Source organism: Fundidesulfovibrio agrisoli (assembly GCF_022808715.1).
Taxonomy (GTDB): domain Bacteria; phylum Desulfobacterota; class Desulfovibrionia; order Desulfovibrionales; family Desulfovibrionaceae; genus Fundidesulfovibrio; species Fundidesulfovibrio agrisoli.
This window is the reverse complement of record NZ_JAKZKX010000004.1, coordinates 181155-204372: the sequence shown is the minus strand read 5'-3', so window position 1 is coordinate 204372 and position 23218 is coordinate 181155. Positions and strand designations below refer to the sequence as shown.

The following is a 23218-nucleotide window of genomic DNA, read 5'->3' as shown; positions in this document are numbered from 1 at the left end:
ATGCTCTATAGTGAAGCCGGGCGGGCGCATCAACTCTTTTCCGGCGCGTCGCCGACGAGCGCGGGCACGGGCGTCAGGCGCAGCACCACATCCGTGCCGTGCCCTTCGCGGCTGGCGATCTCCACCTGGCCGCCCCAGTCCTCCACGGCCTTGCGGATCATGGCCAGGCCAAGGCCGTAGCCCTTGTGCTTGGTGCCGAAGAAGGGGCTGAACACGTGCTCCAGCACTTCCTGGGGCATGCCCTTGCCCGTGTCCGACACGGCGATGCGCACGAAGCCCTGGTCCATGCCCACGCGCACCACCACCCTGCCCTCGCCCTCGATGGACTCCACCGCGTTGGCCACCAGGTGCATCACGGCACGGCGCAGCACGTCCTCGTGGGCCACGGCCCTGGGCACGCGGCATTGGTCCTCCGAGTCCAGGGCAACGCCTTTGGGCATGAAGCCCTGGCGCATCACCCCCAGGGCCTCGCGCACCACGGCGCAGACGTCCACCTCGCCGGGCACGTCTGCCCCCGGCCTGGCGAAGCCGATGATGTCCTTGAGGATCACGTCCAGCCGGGCGGTTTCCTCCAGGATGATCTTCACCTTCTCGCGCTCCCGCTCCGAGAGGTTGGGCGACTTGAGCAGCGAGTTGGTGAACCCGCCGATGGCGAAAAGCGGGTTCCTGATCTCGTGGGCCAGATAGGCGGAGAGGCGCTCCACCACGCCGAGTTTCTCGCTCTGCTGGAGCCGCTTCTCGTACTCCGTGCGCGAGGTGATGTCGCGGCGCATGACCATGACGTGGCCGATGGAGCGAGAGGCGTCGTAGATGGGGTAGGCGTACTCCCTGAAATAGAGCATGCGCCCGTCCTTGCTGACCCGGGTCTCCAGGGATTCGGCCTTCCGTCCGGTGCTGAGCGCGGTGTGGAACGGGCAGGTGTGCTGCCCCGGATCGCAGAAGGGCATGTCGTCGCGCACGGCCTGCACCTCGTAGCAGGGCTTGCCCAGGAAGGCCTCCTTGGGAAGGCCGAGCCGCGCCTCCACGTTGCGGTTGGCGTCCACCACGCGGCCCTGTCGGTCCAGCAGGAGGATGTCCTCAGGCACCTCGTTGACGATGGCTTGCAGCAGCACGCGCTGGCTGTCCAGGCTGGCCTGGCAGCGGGCGTTGACTTCGGCGAACTTCTCCAGGGCGCAGAGGAAGAATGAGGCGGTGTGGTCGATGAAGGCCACGCCGTCGGGCAGCTCGCTCACGATCTGCTTGACCGTGTGGCGTTTGCCCGCCAGCTCGATGAGCAGGTTGATGTCTGGGTGGGCGGCCATCATCTCCCGCCAGGTGGGGTACACGGGGAGGCCCGCCACACGGGGGTCGCGCATTTTCTCGGTCTCGGGGCCAGGTTCCGAGAGCGCGGTGAGGGTCATGGGCGGCAGAAATTCGGCGGCCGTCTGGCCGCAGACGATGTCCAGGATGGCCCGGAAGCCCGGCCCCGTGCCGATGAGGCCCACGCTGAAGCCCACATCCTCCATCTCCCACAGGCAGTAGCCCTCGGGCAGCCGGTCACCCATCGCCAGCCCTCCCCTGCGCGGCCAGCACGCGTTCGTAGAGTTCCTTCACCGTGAGGCCCTTGAGCCGGGCCGCGGCCCTGCGGGCCACCTCCTTGGGCTTGCCCCCGGCGGCGATCTCGCCGGCCAGCACGCTCTCCACATCCTCGTCCGCAGCCTGGCCCCTTTCAAGCGCGGGGCCGAGCACCACGGTGAGCTCGCCCAGCAGGTCCAGCTCCTTGCCGGCCAGTTCGGAGAGCCTGCCCGTGATGAACTCCTCGTGGGTCTTAGTCAGCTCGCGGGCGATGACGCACTCGCGCTCGCCCAGGGCCTCCAGCGCTGCCGCCAGGGACTTGCCCAGCCTGTCCTTGCGCTCGAAGAAGACCAGGGTGCACCCGGCGGAGGCGAAGCGGGCGAAGGCCTGGCGCACGTCCCCGGCCTTGCGCGGCAGAAAGCCCAGGAAGGTGAAGGGCTGCGGGGCCAGGCCAGAGGCGCACAGGGCTGCCATGACCGCCGACGGCCCGGGCACTGGGCGCACGGGGTGCCCGGCCTCCCGGCAGGCGCGCACCAGCAGGAAGCCAGGGTCCGAGAGCACGGGCGTGCCCGCGTCGGAGATGAGCGCGGCGTCGCCGCCCTGCTCCAGGTGGGCGAGCACCTGGGGCACGCGGCCTTGCTCGTTGTGGTCGAAGAGGGAGAGGAAGCGGCGCTGCTCCATGTTCTGGGCGGCGAAGAGGCGCGCGGCGCGGCGGGTGTCCTCGCAGAGGATCATCCCGGCCTGTTCCAGGACCTGCCTTGCCCGAGGGGAGAAATCCTGCGGATTCCCCAGCGGGGTGGCCACGATCCAGAGTGTCCCGGAGGAATCGTTCATGGGTGATTTATCACATGCGCGCACCCCGATTGCAAGTGCGCTTGACTGGCCATGGCGCGGGGGATATCGAAGGGCCATGTCCACCGACAGCGTACGCGACGCGGCCTACTCCACGGGCTATATCTCCATGGCCAACGCAGGGGGCCTGGTTCAGGGCGACCCCCAGCAGGCCGCCGTGGCCAGGTTCGAGCGCGCCCCGCTGCCGCCCTCCCCCGTCTCGGTCAACGCCTGGAGCCACGCCTTCGAGCAGACCGAAAAGGGGCGCATCATCGGCAACGTGGTCATCTAGCGGTCACAGCCTTACCAGGGCTGCCATCCTCCGCCCCGTCCCCTGCCCTTCCCGTCCGCCGCGAAATCCGCCTGGAAGGCGTCCGGCACATGCTCGGCCGTGAGCCGCTCCCCGTCGGAGACCACACTCACCACGTCGAAACGGCAGGGCCTCTCCCACCAGCCCCTGGCGGAAAGGAACTCGCTCGCCGCGCGGATCAGCTTGCCCCGCTTGCGCCCGTCCACGGCGTCCGTCCCGCTGCCCAGGCTGCCCAGGCCGCGCGTCTTGACCTCCACGAAGACGATGGTGTCCCCGTGCTGGCACACCAGATCCAGCTCGCCGGTGCGGCAGCGGAAGTTGCGCTCCAGCACCCGCATCCCGGCCCGGCGCAGCAGGCTCTCGGCGGCATCCTCGCCCTCGCGGCCCAGGGTCAGATGCCCGGCAGGCACGGGCGCTCCTGGAGAACGGCCTTGGGCTCGGGGCGGACGCCCCTGAAGGTCATGCGGTGCTGCGCACACGGCCCCAGGCGCAGGATGGCCTCGCGGTGAACCTTGGTGCCGTAGCCCTTGTGCTCCACGAAGCCGTAGCCGGGGAAGCGGTTCTCCAGCTTGGTCATGATGCGGTCGCGGAAGGTCTTTGCCAGGATGGACGCGGCCGAGATGGCCGGGATGCGCGCGTCGCCCTCCACCTCTGCCCGCTGGCGCAGGGTGTGGATGTGCAGCAGGCGGCTGGGGATGATCTTGTCGCCGTCAACCAGCACGAGCGTGGGCCGCGAGCCCAGCAAGGCCAAGGCCCGAGCCATGGCCACGAAGGTGGCCTGTAGGATGTTGATGCGGTCGATCTCCGGGGCCCAGGCCACGCCGAGGCCCCAGGCCACGGCCTGGGCCTTGATGGCGGGCTCCAGCGCCAGCCGCCCGCGCTCGGTGAGCTTCTTGGAGTCGGTGAGGCCCGGCAGGTCGAACGCCTCAGGCAATATCACCGCCCCGGCCACCACCGGCCCGGCCAGGCAGCCGCGCCCCGCCTCGTCGATGCCCACGATCATGCCGCAGCCTCCCGCCCTTGTGCGCCGAGCGGCAGCCGGATGGTGAAGGTGGTGCCCTCGCCGGGCGTGGAGCTGGCCTGGATCGAACCGCCGTGGTTGCTGGTGACGATGAAGTAGCTCACGGAAAGGCCCAGCCCCGTGCCCTCGCCCACCTCCTTGGTGGTGAAGAAGGGCTCGAACACCTTGCCGAGCAGGGCCGGCTCCATGCCGGGGCCGTTGTCCGTGATGTCGATGCGGGCCATGCCCGCCTCGACCGCGGTGCGCAGCACTATCCTGGGCGGCCGCTCGTCCGGCGTGCCGCGTCGCAAGGTCAGGGCCTGGGCCGCGTTGCGCAGAATGTTCATGGCCACCTGCTCGATCTGCGTGGGCGAACAGGGCACATGCGGCATACCCTGAGCGTATTCCCGCACGATCTCCACCTTGCGGAAATCATACTTCTTTTTCATGTCGTAGTCGTTGGCGCAGAGCTCCAGGGCCTTGTCCAAAAGCACGCCGATGTCCACCGGCAAGTGCCCCGCCCCGGGCTTGCGGCTGAATTCGAGCATGTTGGCCACGATGCTGGCGGCCTTTTCCCCGGCTTCGCGCACGGCGTCCAGCAACTCGAACACCCGCCTCCTGGAGCAATAGTCCCGGATGGCGTCCAGGCCGCAGCCCGCCTCCGCGGCGGCGTTCTCGTTGGCCCGGATGCCAGCCTCCAGACGGCGGCGCAGGTTCTGCGCGCTCTGCAGGATGCCCGCCAGCGGGTTGTTGATCTCGTGGGCCATGCCCGCTGCGAGCCCGCCCACGGACATCATCTTCTCCGTCTCGGCCATCATGGTGTACATGCGCACGCGTTCGTCAATATCCACGGCGATGACCAGAAGGTAAGGCGCGCCCGCAACCTCTATCCGGCAGAAGGTGCACTCCGCCTTTCCCCTGCCTTCTTCCGTGCGGCGCAGGCGCAGGTCCGCCCGCTGCAGGCCCTCCCCCGCCAGGGCCCTGCCCGCCGGGGAGGCCGGGTCGGCCGCGTTCCAGACTTCCACGGAATGCAGGGTGCGCCCGAGCAGCTCCGCCTTGGAAACGCCCAGCAGATCCGCCGCCGCGCGGCTGGCCATGACGCATGCGCCGCCCGCGCCGTCGTAGAGCAGCACGCCCACGGGGGAATGCTCCAGGATCATCTCATTGAAGGTGAGCGCCCGGCGCAGGGATTCCTCGGCGTCCTTGCGGGCGGAGATGTCCGTGTGGGTGCCGATCATGCGCAGGGGCGCCCCTGCGGGGTCGCGCTCCATCACCTTGCCGACCGCCAGAATCCAGCGGTAGCGGCCGTCCTTGCAGCGCAGGCGGTGCTCCAGCACGTAGCTGGAGCTCACGCCGGAGAGATAGCGCTGCACGGTCCGCTCGGCGTGCTCCAGGTCCTCGGGGTGCAGCAGCTCCCGCCACTGCTCGAAGTTGTCCCGCAGCTCGTGCGGCGCGAAGCCGAGCATGGATTTCCAGCGGTCCGAGAAGAAGACCTTGCCGGTGGCCACGTTCCAGTCCCACACGCCGGCCCCGGCCCCTTCCAGGGCGAACTGCCAGCGCTCGTCGCTCATGCGCAGGGCCTCCAGCAGATCGGAGAGCTCCCTGGTCTTGGCGCGCACCCGGCGCCTGAGCACGACGTTGAACCCGCCCAATATCCCAAGGCAGACCGCCACTGCGGCCATGGCGTAGCGGATCATGCTGCGCACCCGGGAGTTGTAGAGGGGCACGCCCATCCACTTGTGGTTGATGGCCTCGAGCTCCGCGCGGGGAATCCTCTCGAAGCCGCTCTCAACCAAGTTCAGCAGGTCCTCCCGGCCTTTCTTCACGGCCCGGTGGAACTCGCCCGAGTACAGGGTGAAGCCGAAAAGGAAATCGTCGTCCAGGTTGTACTTGTAGAGGTAGTACAGCGCCGGGGGCTTATCCACGCAGAAGACCTTGACCACGCCGTCGCGGGCGGCCTTGATGACATCTTCGTAGCTGCTGAATTCCTTCACCGAGGTGATGCCGCGCCCACGGAGCACGTCCACGCAGGCATCCCCGGCCTTGACCCCGATGGTGAAGCCCTGAAGGGAGTCCAGGTTGGTGATGCCGCTCAGGGTCTTATGGTAGAAGACGGGGACGTCCAGTTGGAAGTAGGCCGGAGTGAAGTCGTAGACCCTGGACCGGGCCTCGGTTTCGAACATGGTGTCGATGACGTCCGCCCGGCCTTCGGCCATGATCTGCTGGGCCTTGTCCCAATCGGTGGCCACCAGGTTCACGGCCACGCCGGTGGCCTCGGACCACTGCTTCCACTGGTCCACCAGAACGCCCTGGAGCTCCCCGCTGCTGGAGCGGAAGATGAAGGGGGGATAGTTGTCGTCCATGACGACGGTGATGGAGGCGGGCCTCGGCTTGGCAGCCTGGCTTTGCGGTGCGCAATAGGCGGTGAGGGCCGGGGATGCCGCCTGGAGAGCGGCAAGCGCCAGCGCGAGGGCCACAAGAAGGCGCACGAACCACGCGCCGAACAACCCCGCTCCGATCCGTCCGCTTTTCACGTCTCCCCCTGTTCTCTTGCTGAAATGTGCCCGAAAACGTGGCGCAGGCGCAAGGGAAATCGCTTTTTGAGGAATCATTCCTAGGCAACGGAAACAGGGCAAGACCCCCTGGAGGGGGTCCTGCCCTGTCGGCTTCGAAGCTGGAAGGCGGCCTGGGCCGCCGAGCAGTCAAAGGAGGCCGCGCCCGCGAGGGGCTGGCCGAAGGCCTAGTTGTTCCAGTCGTTCTTGGACTTGATGCGGGAGGCCTTGCCCTTGAGCTTGCGCAGGTAGTACAGGCGGGAACGGCGGACCTTGCCCTCGTTCACCACTTCGACGCGCTCGATGAAGGGCGAGTACATGGGGAACACGCGCTCCACGCCGACGCCGTCGGAGACCTTGCGCACCGTGAAGGTGCAGTTGGTGGTGCCCTTGCGCAGGCGCAGCACGGCGCCCTGGAACACCTGGATGCGCTCCTTTTCGCCCTCGAGGATGCGGAAATGCACCTTCACCGTGTCGCCGGGCTTGAACGAGGGCATATCCAGGCGGAGATGCTCGGATTCGATCTGACGGATGATGTTGCTCATGGCCTGTCTCCTTATGACTGGCTTCACGGGGAAGCTCAAAAAATGTCGCCCAAAATACGGTCCAGCAGGATGGCGCAGGCGGCACGCACCGGCAGGTGGTTGTAGCCGCCGTAGGGCCTCACCGGGGCCAGCAGCCCGTGGGTGAGGGCCAGGGCCTCGGGGGCCAGCCCCGACCCGGTGCCCAGCACCAGGAGCACGGGGCGCTCCTCCAGGGCCTCGCGAACCCCGCCGGGGGTCAGCGCGCCATCGGGCCGGGCGCTGGTGGCCAGCACCAGCGGCTCCTGGCCGCATGACCCGGTCACGCCCGCCACCGCGTCTTCCAGGGTGGAAACCACCCGGACCATCCCGAACGCCTCGGCCCTGTCGGGGTTGCCCTTGCCGCCCGCCCCGCCGGTCCAGTGACCGAGCAGAGTGGCCGCCAGGGCCTGCTGATCCTCCAAAGGAGTGACCGCAAAAAATCCCGCGAGACCATACGTTCGGGAAATGCGGGCTATATCGTGGAGGTCGAGGTTGGTCAAGGAAACAGTGACGGTGTGGCCCATTTTGTTCATCACGGGGCCGTGAACCAGGGCCACGTGCAGGTTTCTGCCGGGCAGCGTGCGGCGCATGGCGGCCAGGTGCGCCCTGTCGCGCGGGTCCAGCCGGGCTTCGGCCAGCAGTTCGGGGCGCCGGGCCATGGTCTGCTCCAGGGACTGCTCCCTGCGCCAGCGGGCCACCTTGGCGTGGTCCCCGCCAAGGAGCACCGGGGGCACGCCCAGGCCCTCGTAGACCTCGGGGCGCGTGTAGTGCGGGTATTCCAGCACCCCGTGGGAGAAGCTCTCCTCCTCCCCGGACTCCTCCTTGCCCATGAAGCCGGGCAGCAGGCGCGAGACGGCCTCGATCAGGCACAGGGAAGCGGACTCCCCGCCGGAGAGCACGAAATCGCCCACGGAGACCAGTTCGATGGGGAAAAGCTCCAGCAGGCGCTCGTCGATGCCCTCGTAGCGGCCGCAGAGCACGGTCAGGGCCGGTTCGGCGGCCAGTTCGCGGGCCAGGGCCTGGCTCATGGGCTTGCCGCGCGGCGAGAGCATGAGGATGCGGCCCGGGGCCTCCAGGGAGCGCAGGGCGCCGGCCAGGGGGTCGAGCATCATGACCATGCCGGGGCCGCCGCCGTAGGGGCGGTCGTCCACGGTGCGGTGCTTGTTGGTGGCGAAGTCGCGCGGGTTCACCAGGTTGAAGTCCACGATGCCCTGCTCCACCGCCTTGCCGAGCAACGCGCAGGAGAGAGGGGAATCGTAGAATTCCGGGAACAAGGTGAGGATGTTGAAGCGCATGCCGTTCGCCGTACAATTATATGGGATTCCAAAGGGAGGAACTCCCTTTGGCCGCCGGAGGCCTCTCTTGGCAATAGGGTCCGACCCTGGCCTCAGCGCCGCCGAACCGTCCGCTGTATTTGAAGAACATCGCCCGGCTCGGCGGCGCTGAAGCCAGGGCCGGACCCGACGTGGTTCATCGCGCCATTGCGGGGAGGCACCCGGAGGGAAGCCTGCCTGCCCTTTGTGAGCCCAACGCAAGTCCCGTTAGATTCATTCCCCCGGCTGCGAAAGCTCCAGGAGCCCCTGCGGCGGGTCGATGACGATGCGCCGGGCAGTGGCGTCGATCTCGGGCACGGTCTCCTCGGTGGCGGGCAGCAGGATCTCGCGCCCGCCCTCGCCCCGGATCACCCAGACGTCCTGCCCGGGCAGGTCCATGAAGCCCTCCAGCACGCCAACGGGCTCGCCGCCGGGCAGCACCACGTCGAAGCCGACGATCTCGTGCAGGTAGATCTCGTCGTCATCGAGTTCGGGCAGGTCCTCCGCGCGCACCAGCACCTGGCAGCCGCGCAGGGCCTCGGCGGCGTCGCGGTCGGCCACGCCCTTGATGGTGAGCAGCATCCTGCCCTGGTGAGGCCTGCTCGTGAGAATCTCCACGACGCGGTCCGCGCCCTTGGCGGGGCGCAGCCACAGCTTGCCGCCGGGCGCGTAGAGCGAAGGGGAGTCCGCGTGGTTCTCCACGCTGAACTCCCCCCGGATTCCGTGAGGCTTGACGACCTCGCCGATGACCACCATGTCTTTCGCGGCCAATTCGGGAGCCTCCAGAAAGAAAAAGGGAAAGCGAGCCCCTCCGGGTGGAGGGGCTCCGCCTATTCCAGGATTTCCAGCACTGAGCGCTTGCGCGCCTTGGTGGAAGCCGCGCCGAGTATGGTGCGCATGGCGCGGGCCGTGCGGCCCTGCTTGCCGATAACCTTGCCTAGGTCCTCCTTGGCGACCTTGAGTTCGATGACGGACGTCTGTTCGCCCTCGACCTCGTTCACCTGGACCTGTTCCGGGTTATCCACCAACGACTTGGCGACGTACTCTATGAGATCCTTCAGCATAATCGTGGCACCTCCGCGTGTTGGTCACGCGTCCCGGCGCCGCATGCCCGCTGGGACTAGTTGCTCGAGCCGGCCTTGCGCAGCAGCGCCTTGACGGTGTCGGTGGGCTGCGCGCCGCGCTCGACCCAGTATTTCAGCTTGTCGGCGTCCACCACAACTTCGGCGGGCTCCACCATGGGGTTGTAGTGCCCCACGTAGTCAAGGGCGCGGCCGTCGCGGCGGGTAGCGCTGTCCATTGCGACAATGCGGTAGAAGGGACGTTTCTTGCTGCCCATTCTGGTCAGTCTGATCTTCATGGCCATGGTTCATTCACCCCCGATGAGGATATGTAACGTGTTTTAGAGTTCTGGCAAGCCCGCCACGGCGACGATCCGGCGCGCGGGCAGGCCGCCTAGCGCTTTTTCTTCTTGCGCTTGTCCTTGTTCTTTTTCTTCTTGGTGGCGCTGCCCTTGCCGGACATGGCCTGGGCCATGCCGGCCATGCCGGGCATAGCGCCCATGGGCATGCGCCCGCCGGGCATTGCGGGCATCTTGCCGCCGCCCATCATGCGCTGCATCATCATGCGCATCTGCTCGAAATTCTTGAGCAGCGCCGTGACGTCGCCCACCTGCACGCCGGAGCCCTTGGCGATGCGCTCCTTGCGGCTCTGGTTGATGATCTTGGGCTCCACGCGCTCGCGCTTGGTCATGGAGCCGATGATGGCCTCCAGGCGGGCCATCTCCTTCTCGGGCATCTGGATGTCGCCGAGCTGCTTGGTGAGCTTGCCCATGCCCGGGATCATCTTGAGGATGGACTCCAGAGACCCGAGTTTCTTCACCCGGCGCATCTGGGTGCGGAAGTCGTCCAGGGTGAACTGGGCCTGGCGGAGCTTGCGCTCCATCTCCTGGGCCTCGCCCGCGTCGAACTCCTCCTGGGCCTTCTCGATGAGCGAGAGGATGTCGCCCATGCCCAGGATGCGCGAGGCGATGCGGTCCGGGTGGAAGATCTCCAGGTCGGAGGCCTTCTCGCCCATGCCCACGAACTTGATGGGCTTGCCCGTCACTTCCTTGATGGAGAGGGCCGCGCCGCCGCGCGCGTCGCCGTCCATCTTGGTGAGCACGACGCCGGTGATGTCCAGGCGGTCGTTGAAGCTCTCGGCCACGGTCACGGCGTCCTGGCCGGTCATGGCGTCGGCAACGAACAAAATCTCGTTGGGGTTGACGGCCGCCTTGATGGCCGCCAGCTCCGCCATGAGGGGCTCGTCGATGTGCAGGCGGCCCGCGGTGTCCAGGATGATGACGTCCAGGCCCTGACGCGCGGCCTCTTCCACCGCGTTGCGGCAGATGTCCACGGGGTTCATGTCCGGCGTGGAGGGATAGGCCGGGAAATCCAGCTGGGAGGCCAGCTTGTGCAGCTGGTCGATGGCCGCGGGGCGGTAGACGTCCGCCGGGACCAGGTAGGGCTTGCGCTTGTGCTGGCGGCGCAGCCACAGGGCCAGCTTGGAGGTGGTGGTGGTCTTGCCCGAGCCCTGCAGGCCGGTCATCATGATGATGAGGGGCTTGGCGCGGAAGTCCACGGTCTGGGCCTCGCCGCCGAGCAGGGCGAGGATTTCGTCGTGGACGATCTTGACCACCATCTGCCCGGGCGTGAGGGATTTCATCACGTCCTGGCCGAGGGCGCGCTCGCGCACGCGCTCGATGAAGGCCTTGACCACCTTGAAGTTGACGTCGGCTTCGAGGAGCGCAAGGCGCACCTCGCGCAGGGCTTCCTGAACGTTGTTTTCGTCCAGGCGCGCGTGGCCGCGTATCTTCTTGAATACGGACTCTAAGCGGTCTTGCAGGCTCTCGAACATGGTCCCTTCTTGTGCCGGATAAATTAAAGCCCTCTCGCCTACCGCAGGCGAGAGGGCCTGTCAAGAATGAATTGCGCCCCGTTCCGGGCCGTTCAGCCCACGATGGCCTTCTTGAACCCTTCCGCCGCGCCCAGAATCACCTTGGTGCCCACGCAGAAGGTCAGCCGGAAGTGGCCGGGCATGCCGAAGCCCGAGCCGGGCACGGCCAGCACGCGCTCCTTGCAGAGCTTCTCCACGAAGGCCACGTCGTCGCCGCCCGGGGCCTTGGGGAAGAAGTAGAACGCACCGGCGGGCATCACGAACTCGTAGCCCGCGTCGCTAAGCACCTTGGCCATGGCGTCGCGGCGCTCGGCGTAGACCGAGGCGTCCACCTGCTGGCCCAGGGCCTTGAGCAGGATGGCCTGGCCGATGGCCGGGGCGTTGACGTAGCCCAGGATGCGGTTGGCGAACACCACGCCCGCCATGAGCTCCTCCTTGCCGGGCATCTGCGGGGCCAGGGCCACGTAGCCGATGCGCTCGCCCGCCAGGGAGAGGTTTTTCGAGAACGAACTGACCACCACCGTGTAGGCGTAAATGTTCATGATCGAGGGCACGCGCGCGCCGTCGTAGGTCAGGAATCGGTACGGCTCGTCGGCCAGCAGCAGGATGGGCTTCTCCCGCTTGGCGTTCTCGGCCGTGAGTCCGTGGGCCAGGGCCCAGATGGTCTTCTCGGAGTAGATCACGCCCGTGGGGTTGTTGGGCGAGTTGAGCAGCACCACGCGGGTCCTGGGGGTGATGGCCGCCAGCAGGGCGGGCACGTCCAGGTCGAAGTCGGGCTGGGTCGGCACGGTGACCAGTTTTCCCCCATGGTTGCCCACGTAGAAGCCGTACTCCACGAAGTAGGGGCGCGGGCAGATGACCTCGTCGCCCTGGGTGAGCACGGCCCGGAAGAAGGCGTTGATGCCGCCCGCCGCGCCGCAGCTCAGCAGCAGGTCAGCGCCGGTGACCGGGGCCTCCTGCTCCTGCGCCACCTGGGCGGCCAGGGCCTCGCGCACGTGGGGGTAGCCCGCGTTGGGCATGTAGCCGAAGGCGAAGGGCTCGGTGGCGCGGGCGGCCAGTTCGGCCAGGCACTCGCCCACCACGCCGGGCGACGGCAGGTCCGGGTTGCCCAGGCTGAAGTCGTACACATTGTCCTCGCCGTATATCTTCTTCATCTCCGCGCCCTGCTCGAAGATGCGCCTGATCCAGGACCCCTTGCCCAAGGCCTCGGAAATCTCGCTCGACAACAAGCTCATGATCCGCTCCCGGTGAGAGTTGCCCGCCAACGCGGGGGACCCTGCTTCTACCCTCCAAGCGCCCATACTTCAAGCTTGCCAAGCCCGCCCCGAAGCATTACATGGCTCTCGCCTTCATTGAAAACCGCCCACCGGGCTTTCCGGCGGGCGCACATCATGCGCACCGGCTTCCGTCGACAGCGGCGGATTTTTTCCAACTCTTGCAGCAGAGTATCGTTCCACCATGAACCACACCCCCGAAATCCTCGCTCCAGCCGGTGACGCCCAATCCTTCCTGGCCGCCCTCTCCGCCGGAGCCGACGCAGTATACTGCGGGCTCAAGCATTTTTCCGCCCGCATGCAGGCCGACAACTTCTCCATCCAGGAGCTGGCCCGCCTGACCACCCTGGCCCACGACATGGGCCGCAAGGTCTACGTGGCCATGAACACGCTGGTCAAACCCGGCGAGGAAGGCAAGGCCGGCCGCCTGGCCGACCGCCTGGCCCGCGTGGTGCACCCCGACGCCCTCATCATCCAGGACCTGGGCTCGGCCGTGGTGGCCCGCCAGGCCGGATACAAGGGCGAGCTGCACCTCTCCACCCTGGCCAACGTCTCCTCCCCCTCGGCCCTGGCCGTGATGCCCCAGCTGGGCATCAGCCGCGTGGTGCTGCCGCGCGAGCTGAACGTGGACGAGATGCGCCTCATGGCCGCCGCCTGCCCCGAAGGCGTGGAGCTGGAGGCCTTCGTGCACGGCGCGCTCTGCCACAACATTTCGGGCCGCTGCTGGTGGTCGAGCTTCCTGGGCGGCAAGAGCGGCCTGCGCGGGCGCTGCGTGCAGCCCTGCCGCCGGGTGTTCGACCGCAAGGGGCATCCCGGCCGCTACTTCTCCTGCCAGGATCTCTCTTTGGATATTCTGGCCAAGGCCCTGCTGACCATCCCCCAGGTGAAGGCCTGGAAGATCGAGGGCCGCAAGAAAGGCCCGCACTACGTCTACTACACCACCACGGCCTACCGCGTGCTGCGCGACTCGCCCGACGATCCCAACGCCAAGAAGGCCGCCCTCTCCTACATCGAGCAGGCCCTGGGCCGCCCCAGCACCCACTACGGCTTCCTGCCGCAGAAGGCCCGCAACCCCGTGGACGCCATGAGCCAGACCGGCTCCGGCATGCTGGTGGGCCGCGTGAACCTGCGCGAGGGCCGCAAGTATTTCGTCAACCCGCGCCAGCCCCTGCTGGCGGGCGACCTGCTGCGCCTGGGCTACGAGGACGAACCCGGCCACCAGGTCGCGCGGGTGACCCGCTCCGTGCCCAAGGGAGGCCGCTTCGACTTCACCGTGAACCCGGCGGCCGGACGCCCGCGCGCGGGCATGAGCGTGTTCCTGATCGACCGCCGCGAGCCGGAGCTGATGCGCCGCATCGAGGCGCTCCAGGCCCAGTTGGACAAGATCCCCGAGCTGGACTCCGTGGAGTCGAAATACGCGCCGGTGATGCCCAAGCCCTACAAGCCCGCGCGCGGCGAGCGCTGCGAATCCGTGCACATCTGGCGCCAGCCCCCCAAGGGCCCGGCCAAGGGCGCGGCTGGCGTGTGGGTCTCGGCCACCAAGACGCAGCACCTGCCGCTCGGGCGCGCGGCATCCACCTGGTGGTGGCTGCCCCCGGTCATCTGGCCCAACGAGGAGAAGGACTTCGCCGACATCCTGGAGGTCATCCTCAAGCGCGGCGGCAAGCGCTTCGTGCTGAACGCGCCCTGGCAGGTCGGGCTCTTGCGCAAGCGCCGCGAGATGGAGCTGTGGGCCGGGCCGTTCTGCAACGTGAGCAACCCCCTGGCCCTCTCCATGTTGAAGGACATGGGCTTCGACGGCGCGATCATCTCCCCGGAGCTCTCCGGCGAGGAGGTCATGTCCCTGCCCAAGCGCAGCCCCCTGCCCCTGGGCGTGGTCACCTTCGGGCTGTGGCCCCTGGGCATCAGCCGCACCCTCAGCCAGGACATCAAGTCCTGCGAGCCGTTGACCAGCCCCAAGGGCGAAATCTGCTTCGCCACCCGCTACGGCCAGAACTTCTGGATCTACCCCAACTGGGAGCTGGACCTGACCGAGAAGGAGGACAGCCTCTGCAAGGCCGGGTTCATGCAGATGATCCACATGCGCGAGCCCCTGCCCAAGGGCATGGAGCGCAAGGATCGCGGCTGCGTGTTCAACTGGGATATCGGGGTGCTGTAGAAGCGCTCTGTTCAGGCTGATGACCACAAATGAAAAGGGCTCACAATGTGAGCCCTTTTTTTCATGCACTCGACAGGTGGAGCCCGCTCACACCCATCAGCCCGGCCTTGCGTCCGCCGGAACAGCGCCCGCCTATTGCACGCTCGTCCTGTTCTTGCCGTTCTTCTTTGAAAAATACAGCGCCTCGTCCGCGCGTTTGAGAGCCGTCAGGTAGCTCTGCATGCTTCCATCGTTGCGGATCTTGGACAGGCCGATGCTGCACGTGATCTTGAGCCCGCCGTACAAAAGCGCCCCGTCCACGTCGCGGGCCACGAAATTCTTTGATTCCAGCGAGCGCCGTATGTGCTCCGACACCCCGAAGGCCTTCTCGTCGTCGACGCCGTCCAGGTACACCACGAACTCCTCGCCGCCATACCGCCCGGAGAGGAATCCGCCCTCGCTGGAATTGGCCTTGGCCTCCACCTCGTTCAGGAGCCTGCCCACCTCGCGCAGCACCTGATCCCCCACGAGGTGGCCGTAGCTGTCGTTGAACTTCTTGAAGTTATCCACGTCGAGCATGGCGACATACGCGGGCCTGCTCTCCTCGAACGTCTCCTTGACCAGCTGTTCGATGGTCAGCTCGAAGCATCTGCGGTTTCTCAGCCCGGTCAGCGGGTCCAGGTTGCAGATGGCGTCCAGGCTTTCCGCATCCTGAGCCAGCAGGTCCGCGAACTCGGACACGTTTCTGTTGACGAACTGCACCGCCTCTTCGATCGACTTGAACTTGTGCATGTCGTTGGACAGTTCATTGTTGAAGTCGACGAGGTTGTTGCACCGCTTCTTGATGACTTCCTTCGAGGCGTTGATGGCCTGGACGATCTCGTCGAACATCTTGTTGACGCTGTCGATCGACTCCGATGTGACACACGCGCCGATCCTGCTGGAAACGTCGGAAAACGACTCGTTGTCGAACTTCAGGGATTTCAGCGCCTCCAAGGCGATAAGCTGGATGCCTTCCTTTTGGGAAGGCGACAAGAATTGGATTTCCTTTATGAACGACACAAACAGGAACAGCGACTTCCAGCGCAGTTCCTGAGGCGTACCCGCCTTGGCCAACGACGAGCAGAGCCTCTTGATGTCGCAATGTTCTTTGATTTCGTCACAAACATGATCCATCACGCACCTCTGATGTGATTTGTGCAACAACGAAGCACGTCTGTATCCGCGAAAAGCGTCCGGCATGCGTAGCAATGCCAATCAAACTGATTACGGGCTAACGCTGATTATTAACAGCACCCATCTCTTATTGCAAATATTTTGGCTATCAGCAGGCTAGGCGCGCGACACCGCGCCCGCACCGCCCCTTGCCCGGGCGCGCGAGGACTCGGCCAGACAGACCCGCCGGGGCTGACCGCGCCCGGAGCGTCAACGGCAAAAGGGCGCTCCGCCTTGCGGCGGAGCGCCCTGCTCGTCCTCGTGGAGGGGCTGGTCTCCCGGGCCTACCCCTTGAATGTGGCGATGAACCTTTCCAGATCGTTGGGGTCGCCGTCCTGGTAGTCGTCGGGATAGAGCAGCGCGGACATGTAGAAGATGCTCTCCAGGTCCAGAGCCTGGTTGGCGCGGCGGGCGAAGCCCTCGGCCCCGGTCAGCAGGCGGCGGCCCTCAGGGGTGGAGGCCTCCGCGCCCAGGGCGTCCTGGGCGTTCTCGGGCAGGTCCGCCAGCAGCTCGCACTTTTCGAGCATCAGCTCGCGGTGCGCGGTCTTGTCGGCGCGCCCGTGCAGGGCCTCGGCGGCCTCCGCCTCCAGCCGCCTGATGTCGGCGGCGGTGTCCCCCAGCAGCTTCAGGGCTTTGGTCATTCCGATGCTGTGCGTCATGTCCGGCTTCGTCTCCGTGGCCCGGTGCGGGCTAGTACATCTGTTTGAGAAGCTGCTCGCCCGTGGCCAGCGGCGCGTTGGGGTCTGAGAAGTTCACGTTGCCCTCCCCGCCGATGATGCCGGCGAAGGCCGACTTGTCCTGACCTTCCTTGAACGGCATGGAGACGCCGTCCACGCTGGCCCAGACGATGCCCGGGGGCGCGACGAAGTCCACCGTTGGGTAATAGGGCTCCACGGCCATGCGGTATTCCACGAAGGCCGGCAGGGCCGCCGTGCCGCCCGCCTCGCCCTTGCCCATGGACTGGGGCTGGTCGAACCCGAGGTACACGCCGGAGAGCAGGTACGGGGTGAAGCCGATGAACCAGACGTCCTGCTCGTCGTTGGTGGTGCCGGTCTTGCCCGCGATGGGCTTGCCGATGGCCATGGCCTTGCCGGCCGTGCCCGCGCGCACCACTTCGCGCAGCATGGAGGTCATGATGAAGGCCGTCTGGGGCGACATGGCCTCGTGGTACTCCGGCTCGGAGTGGTACAGGTCCTGCCCGTCGGGCCCCTGGACGCTCATCACGAAGCGCGGCTTCACCTGCTGCCCGCCGTTGGGGAAGGAGGTGTAGGCCTGGCAAAGGTTTATCAGATGCACGGAGGCCGCGCCCAGGCTGATGGGCAGGTAGGGCGGCAGCTCGGTGTCGATGCCCATGTCCTTGGCGCGCTTGATGACCTTCTGGATGCCGATCTGCTGGGCCACCCGGATGGTCACGAGATTTCGTGATTTCGCCAGGGCCGCGCGCAGGGTCATGGGGCCCTGGAAACCGCCCTCGTAGTTCTCGGGTTTCCAGATCTTGTGGGTGACCGGGTCCTCGTAGACGAAGGGGCTGTCCATGACCACGGTGGCCGGGGTCATGCCCTCGTCGATGGCCGCCGAATAGACGATGGGCTTGAAGGCCGAGCCGCACTGGCGCAGGGCCTGGGTGGCGCGGTTGAACTGGCTCTTCTCGAAGGAGAAGCCGCCCACGCAGGCCAGCACCACGCCGTCGCGGGGGTCGAGGGAGACGAAGGCCCCCTGCACGTCCGGCTCCTGCTGGAGGATGAGGTCCTCCCCGGCCTTGGGAGCCTTGGGGTTGGGTGCCTTGGCCTTGGGGTCGGGCGGGGCCAGCGAGACGAAGACCACCTCGCCCGCCTTGGGGCCCTTGCCCCTGGTCCAGCCCAGGAACTTGGCGTCGATGAAGCCGACGCTCTTGCCGTATTTGACAGTGAGCCCCTTGGCCGAGGCCTCGGTGACCAGCGCCTTGATCCAATGCCCGGTCTTGAGCAGCTCAGGGTTCACGTCCTGGGCCAGGAACTCGGCCCACTTGTCCGGAGTGAGGGTGTCCAGGGTGCCCTTCCAGCCCCGGCGCTTGGAGGAATCCACCAGGGCTTTGCGCAGGGCCTTCTCCGCCGCCTCCTGATGCACCAGGTCGCAGCCGGTGACCACCTTGAGGCCGCCGGTGTAGACCATGTCCTCGCCGTACTTGTCCAGGAGCCAGCGGCGCACCTCTTCAAGGTAGTAGGCGCCCACGCCCCAGGAGGGCTGGTCGTCCATGCTCTTGAACACGAGCTGCTCCTTGAGGGCGGCGTCGTGCTCCTGCTGGGTGATCCAGTTGTTCTCCAGCATGCGGCCCAGCACGTAGCGCTGGCGGGCCTTGGCGGCCTCGAAGTCGCGCAGGGGGCTGTAGCGGCTGGGGGCCTGGGGCAGGCCCGCCAGAATGGCGGCCTGGGCGATGGTCAGCTGGCCCACGTGCACGCCGAAGTAGGTGCGGGCCGCGGCCTCCACGCCGTAGGCGCGGGAGCCCAGGTAGATCTGGTTGAGGTAGATGGTGAGGATCTCGTCCTTGGTGAGGTACCGCTCCAGGCGGTAGGCCAGGATGGCTTCCTTGATCTTGCGTTTGAGGCTCTTCTCAGGGGAGAGCAGCAGCCGCTTGACCAGCTGCTGCGTGATGGTGGAGCCGCCCTGGCGCATGCCGCCGTGCTGCACGTTCTTGATGAAGGCCCGGAAGATGGCCAGCGGGTCCACGCCTTCGTGCTGATAGAAGGAGGAGTCCTCGGCGGCCAGGAAGGCCTTGGGTAGGAATGGGGGCATCTCCGACAGGGAGGAGAGGAACCGCTTCTCCGCGAAGAGGTTGCCCAGCACCTTGCCGTCGTGGGTGTAGACGGTGGAAACCACCGGAGGCTTGTATTCCGTGAGGTTCTTAAATCCCGGCAGGTCGCTGGCGGCCCAGAAGTAGACGCCCACCAGCCCCAGGCCGGCGCCCAGGATGCCCAGAACGATAAGAATCGCAAATATCAACAGTGCTTTACGCATTTTTCCCCACTCTATCCTTCAGCCTTGCGGGCAGTTCGCCGTCTTCGAAGGGGGTCATTCCCCAGGCCAGACGCATGCGCCCATGCAAGTCGAGGACCACGGCATGGCTCACGCCCAACTGGGCCAGAAGCTCGCGCACGCCCTTGCTGCGCTTGCAGGCCAGGCACCCGGATGCGTCAAAGGCGGCGACGGCCCCTGCCGATACCCAAAACGGGAACAGACGGCAATAATAAGGACGCACCTCCCGGGGCAGGATGCAGCCCTCCGCCGCCAGGAAGGAGCAGCTGCCGTCAGGCCTGGTGGCCAGGCGCAGGTGCGACCCGTGCGAAGGGAACAGGGAGGCCATGTGCGCCCTGTCCCTGGGGAAGAGCCGCATCATGTGCGCCAGAAACGGCCCCGTGTTGGGGGCGCCGGTGAGCCCCCCCAGGGTGGGGGCGGCGTCCACGATGCGCTGGCGCTCGAGCTCCGACACGGGGAAGCAGAGCTCCTCCTGGCCGGGTTCGAGCCTGCAGCAGGTCGGGCCGAGCCCGGCGCACTGGGCGCAGACGTATGATTCGGGAGTTGTGGTCACGGTGTCGCCTTGAGCCTCCGCACTGCCATTATGACCGCAGGCCCGCTCTGGCAACCCCGGAGAGGCTCGCCGCCAGGAAAACATATCGCCCGAAAGCTTTGCCCGGAGCCCTGAGTTGGGCCACCCAATACTCCCGCGGCCTGCTCCCCCCCGCTCGGGAACTGGCCGAATACCCGGCCTGGCGCCGCACATTCCAGGTGAATCATTCGTCATGACGCCAGGTTGCGTGGTCACAGCCGATATCGGCCCGCGAGTGGCTTGTGAAAATAATCGCACAGTGGGCACTTTTTTATTGACGATCACAGCCGCTCGGTCGTATCTCGGCCTCGGCAGTGGTTGAGGCGACGGCTACGCATTCCGCACCGGACATTTAACCCCATCACCTCCGGGCATGCGTTGTCGTGCCGCCCTTCATGCGTTCAGCGCGACGGCGGCATATCCAGAACTATTTTTCCATATACTATGAGGTCTTCTATGGACACTGTCCACGGGAACTCCTGTTCCAGCGAACTTCGTTTGCTCGATAATTACAATTGCGAAGGCGTTCACGGCTGCACGACTTGCAAGAAGTCCATCCGCATGCAGCTTCTGATCGTCGATGAAACCATTGTCGACGCCGGGGGCCAGGTCGACGGCTGCCGCTACAGCCGCGCCTGCCTGACCACCCTGGTCAAGATGGTCAAGGGCATGTCGATCTACGACGCCTACCCCATCACCAACGAGGATCTGTGCAGCAAGCTCGAAAAGGTCAACCCCAAGTACGACTGCGACACTTTTGTGGTTGGCGCGCTCAAGATCGCCCTGCGCGACTGGGAAAAGAAACAGGCCGCGTAAGGCGACCACTGCCATGGGCCGTCCGCAAGGGCGGCCCTACCGCACGCACGGCCAGGGCCGCTCCGCAAGGGGCGGCCCTTTCGTTTCTGCTGGAAACCAACGGCGGGGCCTGGCGGAACACGCGGCAGGCCGCCCGCCCCCATGGCGCGCCGACGCTAGGAGACCGCCGCCAGCAGCGCCAGGCGGATCTCCTCCAGCTTGGCGCCTTCCGTGATCTTGCGGCCTTTCTCGCCGCGCACGAAGAACACGTCGAACACGTCCAGGCCCTGGGTGTCGATCTTGGCCATGCGCACGTCCAGGCCCAGGGAATCCAGAACCACGGCGATGTCGTAGAGCAGGCCGATGCGGTCGCCCGCGCGCACCTGGATGATGGTGAAGGAGTCCGAGCCGTCGTTGTCCACCACCACGCCGGGGGTGATGCCCATGTCCGGCTGGCGGGGCGTCAGGGGGGAGGCCCGCTTCTGCTGGATGCGGTAATCAAGCGAGAGCTTTCCCGTGAGCGCGTAGCGGACCGCCCGGCGCACCCTGGCCCAGAGTTCGTCGGAGAAGAGGGTGTCCGGCGGGTTGGAGGTCTGGTAGGCGTGCAGCTCGGTGGAGTCGCTCCAGAGGAAGAACTCGGCCGAGCGGATGTTCACGTCGTGCAGGGCCAGCACGCCCGCCACGGTGGCGAAGAGCGAGGGCTGGTGCTTGGCGGCCAGGGTCACCTTCCAGCCGTCGCCGCCGGGATAGGGGATCGTTTCCACCACGGCCACGCCGCGCCCTGCCACGCTGGAGGGTCGCTGCCGGAAGTCATCCTCCAGGTCGGCCTCCAGCTGCGCCACCAGGGCCAGGTCGCCCAGGATGTTCTCGGGCTTGCGGCTGAGCAGGTAGCGCGGGGGCATGGCGTCCAGGCAGGCCTCCAGGCGTTCGGGGTTGAAGAGGCCCCGGGCCTTGTCGTGCAGGTGGTCGCGCAGCACCATCATGTGCTGGGCGTCGGAGGGGTCGAAGAGCTTGCCGCCCGTGAGCGCGGCGCGCACCTTGCCGTACAGCTCCCCCAGCAGGCTGGCCTTCCAGTCGTTCCAGGCAGAAGGCCCGGTGGCCATGGAGTCGGCTACGGTGAGCAGCAGGAGCATGTCCAGGCGCTGCACGGAGCCTGTGCGCTGGGCGCACTCGGCCAGGATGTCGCGGTCGGAGATGTCGCGCCGGAAGGCCGTGTCCGCGAGCATCAGGTGCCGGAGCACCAGGAAGCAGATGTCCGAGAGGGCCTCGTCGCCCATGCCGAGACGGTCGAGCATCTCGCGCACGATGTCCGCGCCTTTCTCGGAGTGGGCCCCGCCCAGGCCCTTGCCGATGTCGTGGCAGAGCGCGCCCCAGAAAAGCCGCTCGGGGTGCGGCAGGGCAGCGTAATGGGCGTGGTAGGGGCTGGCGGGGTCGGCCAGGCGCTTGATCTCGAAGATGGTCTCCAGGGTGTGGCGGCCCACTGGGTGGATGTGGAACACGTCGTACTGCACCATGTCGCGCACGCGGGCGAACTCGGGCAAGAGCGCGCCGAGCACGCCGGTCTCCACCATGTCGGTCAGGGCGGCCTCGCTGCCGGGATGGAGCATGGCCCGGGTCAGCAACTCGCGGGCGTGGGCCGCGCCCTCGGCCGTGGCCGCGAAGCTGGCCAGGTCCGGCAGCCCGGCCTCGATGGCGCGCCTCGCGGCCAGGGACATGGCCTTGCCGTGGCGCAAGGCGTAGCCGAATATCTCCAGGATCTGTTCCGGGCTCACGCCCTTGCCCGGGGGCAGGTCGAAGCCGAGGCCCTCCTGCCCCATGACGGCGCAGCCGCCCAGGGCGACCTGGGGTGCGCGCTTGCGGCCCGGCTCCATGGCCAGCAGCGGCCAGGTGGCCCGGTGCAGGGTGCGTATCTCGGCCATGACCCGGTGCAGCTCGGCCATGAACGCCTCGACGGCCAGGATCTCGCCGGAAGCGACGAAGCCCAGGCGCTGGGCCAGCTCGCGCTGGGCGTCCAGGCCCAGGCGGTCGGTCTTGTGGCTCTCCAGCAGGTGCAGGTGGTTGCGCACCGTGAGCAGAAAGCGCAGGTGCGCATCCAGCACGGCCAGGTCGTCCTGGGGCAGGCCCTCCCCCTCCCGCCGGGAGAGGAAATCCAGCCAGCGCACCTGGTGCACGTCGCGCAGGCCGCCCATGCCCTCCTTCAGGTTGGGCTCCAGCATCCCCGAGGCGTCGCCGTAGGTTGAGGAGCGTGTCGCGTTCTGCGCCTCAAGCCACTGCTTGAAATTCTTGGCCGAACCCGGAAGCAGCTTCTTGTCGCGCCGGGCCACGAACTCCTCGAAGACGGCGGCGTCGCCCGCCAGGAGGCGTACGTCCAGCAGGGAGGCGAAGACCTGCCAGTCCTTGCGGGAGAGGTCGATGCAGTCCGAAATGGAGCGCACCCCGTGACCCAGTTCCAGCCCGAGATCCCACAGGGGAAAGAAGACCGCCTGGGAGAGCTCCTTGGCTTCGCCCGGCACGGACCTCTTATAGAGGATGAGCACGTCGATGTCCGAGCGGGGGCAGAGCTCCGAGCGCCCGTACCCGCCCACGGCCATGACCGCGAAGGGGGTGCGCTGGGGCGGGATCTCGCCGACCCGGGCCCTGAAATAGGCGTCGAAGGCCTCGCTGAGCCTGCTGCAGAGTGTGGCGTCCGGATGGGCCAGGATCTCCTGGCGGGCCAGCTTGAGCGTCTCGAAAGCGCCGGGTGTGTGTTTTGCCATACGAAAATGAAAAAAGGGGCCGGATGTCCGGCCCCTTTTCGTGTTGGTTCGGTTAGATGGCGTCTTTGCCCGTTTCGCCGGTGCGGATGCGCACCACTTCTTCCACGGGGGTGATGAAGATCTTGCCGTCTCCCACCTCGCCCGTGCGGGCGGCGCCTTCCACGGCTTTGAGCACCGCGGGGACGATGGCCTGGTCGATGACCAGCTCTATCTTGATCTTGGGTACGAAGTCCACCTGGTACTCCGCCCCGCGGTAGATTTCCTTGTGCCCGCGCTGGCGGCCGAAGCCCTTGACCTCGGAGACGGTCATGCCCTTCACGCCCGCGTCGGTGAGTGCCTTCTTGATGTCTTCCAGCTTGTAGGGCCGGGTGATGATTTCGATCTTGCGCATGGGGGTCGCT

21 protein-coding genes are annotated in these 23218 nt (G+C 66.8%); 3 read left to right on the top strand and 18 right to left on the bottom strand.

Annotated features, from left to right (window positions below; translation table 11 throughout):
* Positions 1-29: 29 nt before the first annotated feature.
* Both MLE27_RS04895 and rsmI read right to left on the bottom strand, forming a co-directional pair.
* The gene (locus tag MLE27_RS04895) at positions 30-1544 is read right to left on the bottom strand and encodes a two-component system sensor histidine kinase NtrB (protein WP_243310768.1); all 1515 of its coding nucleotides are present in this window, start codon (positions 1542-1544) and stop codon (positions 30-32) included.
* Positions 1537-2388, bottom strand: coding sequence for a 16S rRNA (cytidine(1402)-2'-O)-methyltransferase (gene rsmI / locus MLE27_RS04890; protein ID WP_243310767.1), 852 nt, complete (start codon positions 2386-2388; stop codon positions 1537-1539). Before rsmI ends, MLE27_RS04895 begins: the two co-directional genes overlap by 8 nt.
* A 76-nt stretch (positions 2389-2464) precedes the next feature.
* On the opposite strand from rsmI, the gene MLE27_RS04885 reads away from it, so the two are divergent.
* Entirely contained in the window at positions 2465-2677 is a 213-nt protein-coding gene (locus MLE27_RS04885; RefSeq protein WP_243310766.1) for a hypothetical protein, read from the top strand.
* Positions 2678-2688: 11 nt separating this feature from the next.
* On the opposite strand, the gene MLE27_RS04880 is transcribed toward MLE27_RS04885, so the two are convergent.
* From MLE27_RS04880 to MLE27_RS04835, 10 genes are all read right to left on the bottom strand, one after another.
* Complete coding sequence (locus tag MLE27_RS04880; protein WP_243310765.1) at positions 2689-3105, bottom strand: YraN family protein; 417 nt, start codon at positions 3103-3105, stop codon at positions 2689-2691.
* On the bottom strand, positions 3087-3698 hold the full coding sequence (locus MLE27_RS04875) for a ribonuclease HII (protein WP_243310764.1): 612 nt from the start codon (positions 3696-3698) through the stop codon (positions 3087-3089). The genes MLE27_RS04880 and MLE27_RS04875 overlap by 19 nt, the downstream gene beginning before the upstream one ends.
* On the bottom strand, positions 3695-6229 hold the full coding sequence (locus tag MLE27_RS04870) for a PAS domain-containing protein (protein ID WP_243310763.1): 2535 nt from the start codon (positions 6227-6229) through the stop codon (positions 3695-3697). The genes MLE27_RS04875 and MLE27_RS04870 overlap by 4 nt, the downstream gene beginning before the upstream one ends.
* Before the next feature lie 206 nt (positions 6230-6435).
* Positions 6436-6792: a 50S ribosomal protein L19 gene (rplS, locus tag MLE27_RS04865; protein WP_243310762.1), complete on the bottom strand. Its 357-nt coding sequence runs from the start codon at positions 6790-6792 to the stop codon at positions 6436-6438.
* Positions 6793-6827: 35 nt separating this feature from the next.
* Positions 6828-8105, bottom strand: a complete 1278-nt coding sequence (trmD, locus tag MLE27_RS04860; RefSeq protein ID WP_243310761.1) for a tRNA (guanosine(37)-N1)-methyltransferase TrmD — start codon at positions 8103-8105, stop codon at positions 6828-6830.
* A gap of 252 nt (positions 8106-8357) precedes the next feature.
* Positions 8358-8894, bottom strand: coding sequence for a ribosome maturation factor RimM (rimM, locus tag MLE27_RS04855; protein WP_243310760.1), 537 nt, complete (start codon positions 8892-8894; stop codon positions 8358-8360).
* A gap of 59 nt (positions 8895-8953) precedes the next feature.
* The gene (locus tag MLE27_RS04850) at positions 8954-9187 is read right to left on the bottom strand and encodes a KH domain-containing protein (protein ID WP_243310759.1); all 234 of its coding nucleotides are present in this window, start codon (positions 9185-9187) and stop codon (positions 8954-8956) included.
* 56 nt (positions 9188-9243) lie between these two features.
* On the bottom strand, positions 9244-9489 hold the full coding sequence (gene rpsP, locus MLE27_RS04845; protein WP_243310758.1) for a 30S ribosomal protein S16: 246 nt from the start codon (positions 9487-9489) through the stop codon (positions 9244-9246).
* An 89-nt stretch (positions 9490-9578) separates the two neighbouring features.
* Complete coding sequence (gene ffh / locus MLE27_RS04840) at positions 9579-11018, bottom strand: signal recognition particle protein (RefSeq protein ID WP_243310757.1); 1440 nt, start codon at positions 11016-11018, stop codon at positions 9579-9581.
* Positions 11019-11110: 92 nt separating this feature from the next.
* The gene (locus MLE27_RS04835) at positions 11111-12292 is read right to left on the bottom strand and encodes a pyridoxal phosphate-dependent aminotransferase (protein ID WP_243310756.1); all 1182 of its coding nucleotides are present in this window, start codon (positions 12290-12292) and stop codon (positions 11111-11113) included.
* Positions 12293-12515: 223 nt separating this feature from the next.
* Here MLE27_RS04835 and MLE27_RS04830 point away from each other — a divergent pair, with 223 nt between their 5' ends.
* Entirely contained in the window at positions 12516-14489 is a 1974-nt protein-coding gene (locus MLE27_RS04830) for a peptidase U32 family protein (protein WP_243310755.1), read from the top strand.
* A gap of 132 nt (positions 14490-14621) precedes the next feature.
* On the opposite strand, the gene MLE27_RS04825 is transcribed toward MLE27_RS04830, so the two are convergent.
* The 4 genes from MLE27_RS04825 to MLE27_RS04810 form a co-directional block, all read right to left on the bottom strand.
* Positions 14622-15503, bottom strand: a complete 882-nt coding sequence (locus MLE27_RS04825) for a GGDEF domain-containing protein (RefSeq protein ID WP_243310754.1) — start codon at positions 15501-15503, stop codon at positions 14622-14624.
* A gap of 464 nt (positions 15504-15967) precedes the next feature.
* A complete protein-coding gene (locus MLE27_RS04820; RefSeq protein WP_243310753.1) occupies positions 15968-16342 on the bottom strand; it encodes a hypothetical protein in 375 nt (124 codons plus the stop codon).
* Positions 16343-16373: 31 nt separating this feature from the next.
* Positions 16374-18677 (bottom strand): penicillin-binding protein 1A, encoded by a 2304-nt coding sequence (locus MLE27_RS04815; protein WP_243310752.1) that lies wholly within the window; start codon positions 18675-18677, stop codon positions 16374-16376.
* The gene (locus tag MLE27_RS04810) at positions 18670-19248 is read right to left on the bottom strand and encodes a YkgJ family cysteine cluster protein (protein WP_243310751.1); all 579 of its coding nucleotides are present in this window, start codon (positions 19246-19248) and stop codon (positions 18670-18672) included. The genes MLE27_RS04815 and MLE27_RS04810 overlap by 8 nt, the downstream gene beginning before the upstream one ends.
* 462 nt (positions 19249-19710) lie before the next feature.
* On the opposite strand from MLE27_RS04810, the gene MLE27_RS04805 reads away from it, so the two are divergent.
* Entirely contained in the window at positions 19711-20082 is a 372-nt protein-coding gene (locus MLE27_RS04805; RefSeq protein WP_341482503.1) for an iron-sulfur cluster assembly scaffold protein, read from the top strand.
* Positions 20083-20237: 155 nt separating this feature from the next.
* Here the strand turns inward: MLE27_RS04805 and glnD are convergent, their stop codons facing one another.
* Together glnD and MLE27_RS04795 are read right to left on the bottom strand one after the other, a co-directional pair.
* Positions 20238-22817: a [protein-PII] uridylyltransferase gene (gene glnD / locus MLE27_RS04800; RefSeq protein ID WP_243310749.1), complete on the bottom strand. Its 2580-nt coding sequence runs from the start codon at positions 22815-22817 to the stop codon at positions 20238-20240.
* Between the two features lie 52 nt (positions 22818-22869).
* Positions 22870-23208 (bottom strand): P-II family nitrogen regulator, encoded by a 339-nt coding sequence (locus tag MLE27_RS04795; RefSeq protein ID WP_243310748.1) that lies wholly within the window; start codon positions 23206-23208, stop codon positions 22870-22872.
* Between the last annotated feature and the right edge of the window lie 10 nt (positions 23209-23218).

What these genes read in the sequence shown, in the direction of transcription:
- MLE27_RS04895 (WP_243310768.1), bottom strand. Translation starts at nt 1,544, where the DNA reads ATGGGTGACCGGCTGCCCGAGGGCTACTGCCTGTGGGAGATGGAGGAT.
- rsmI (WP_243310767.1), bottom strand. Translation starts at nt 2,388, where the DNA reads ATGAACGATTCCTCCGGGACACTCTGGATCGTGGCCACCCCGCTGGGG.
- MLE27_RS04885 (WP_243310766.1), top strand. Translation starts at nt 2,465, where the DNA reads ATGTCCACCGACAGCGTACGCGACGCGGCCTACTCCACGGGCTATATC.
- MLE27_RS04875 (WP_243310764.1), bottom strand. Translation starts at nt 3,698, where the DNA reads ATGATCGTGGGCATCGACGAGGCGGGGCGCGGCTGCCTGGCCGGGCCG.
- rplS (WP_243310762.1), bottom strand. Translation starts at nt 6,792, where the DNA reads ATGAGCAACATCATCCGTCAGATCGAATCCGAGCATCTCCGCCTGGAT.
- trmD (WP_243310761.1), bottom strand. Translation starts at nt 8,105, where the DNA reads ATGCGCTTCAACATCCTCACCTTGTTCCCGGAATTCTACGATTCCCCT.
- MLE27_RS04850 (WP_243310759.1), bottom strand. Translation starts at nt 9,187, where the DNA reads ATGCTGAAGGATCTCATAGAGTACGTCGCCAAGTCGTTGGTGGATAAC.
- rpsP (WP_243310758.1), bottom strand. Translation starts at nt 9,489, where the DNA reads ATGGCCATGAAGATCAGACTGACCAGAATGGGCAGCAAGAAACGTCCC.
- ffh (WP_243310757.1), bottom strand. Translation starts at nt 11,018, where the DNA reads ATGTTCGAGAGCCTGCAAGACCGCTTAGAGTCCGTATTCAAGAAGATA.
- MLE27_RS04835 (WP_243310756.1), bottom strand. Translation starts at nt 12,292, where the DNA reads ATGAGCTTGTTGTCGAGCGAGATTTCCGAGGCCTTGGGCAAGGGGTCC.
- MLE27_RS04830 (WP_243310755.1), top strand. Translation starts at nt 12,516, where the DNA reads ATGAACCACACCCCCGAAATCCTCGCTCCAGCCGGTGACGCCCAATCC.
- MLE27_RS04820 (WP_243310753.1), bottom strand. Translation starts at nt 16,342, where the DNA reads ATGACGCACAGCATCGGAATGACCAAAGCCCTGAAGCTGCTGGGGGAC.
- MLE27_RS04815 (WP_243310752.1), bottom strand. Translation starts at nt 18,677, where the DNA reads ATGCGTAAAGCACTGTTGATATTTGCGATTCTTATCGTTCTGGGCATC.
- MLE27_RS04805 (WP_341482503.1), top strand. Translation starts at nt 19,711, where the DNA reads ATGAGGTCTTCTATGGACACTGTCCACGGGAACTCCTGTTCCAGCGAA.
- glnD (WP_243310749.1), bottom strand. Translation starts at nt 22,817, where the DNA reads ATGGCAAAACACACACCCGGCGCTTTCGAGACGCTCAAGCTGGCCCGC.
- MLE27_RS04795 (WP_243310748.1), bottom strand. Translation starts at nt 23,208, where the DNA reads ATGCGCAAGATCGAAATCATCACCCGGCCCTACAAGCTGGAAGACATC.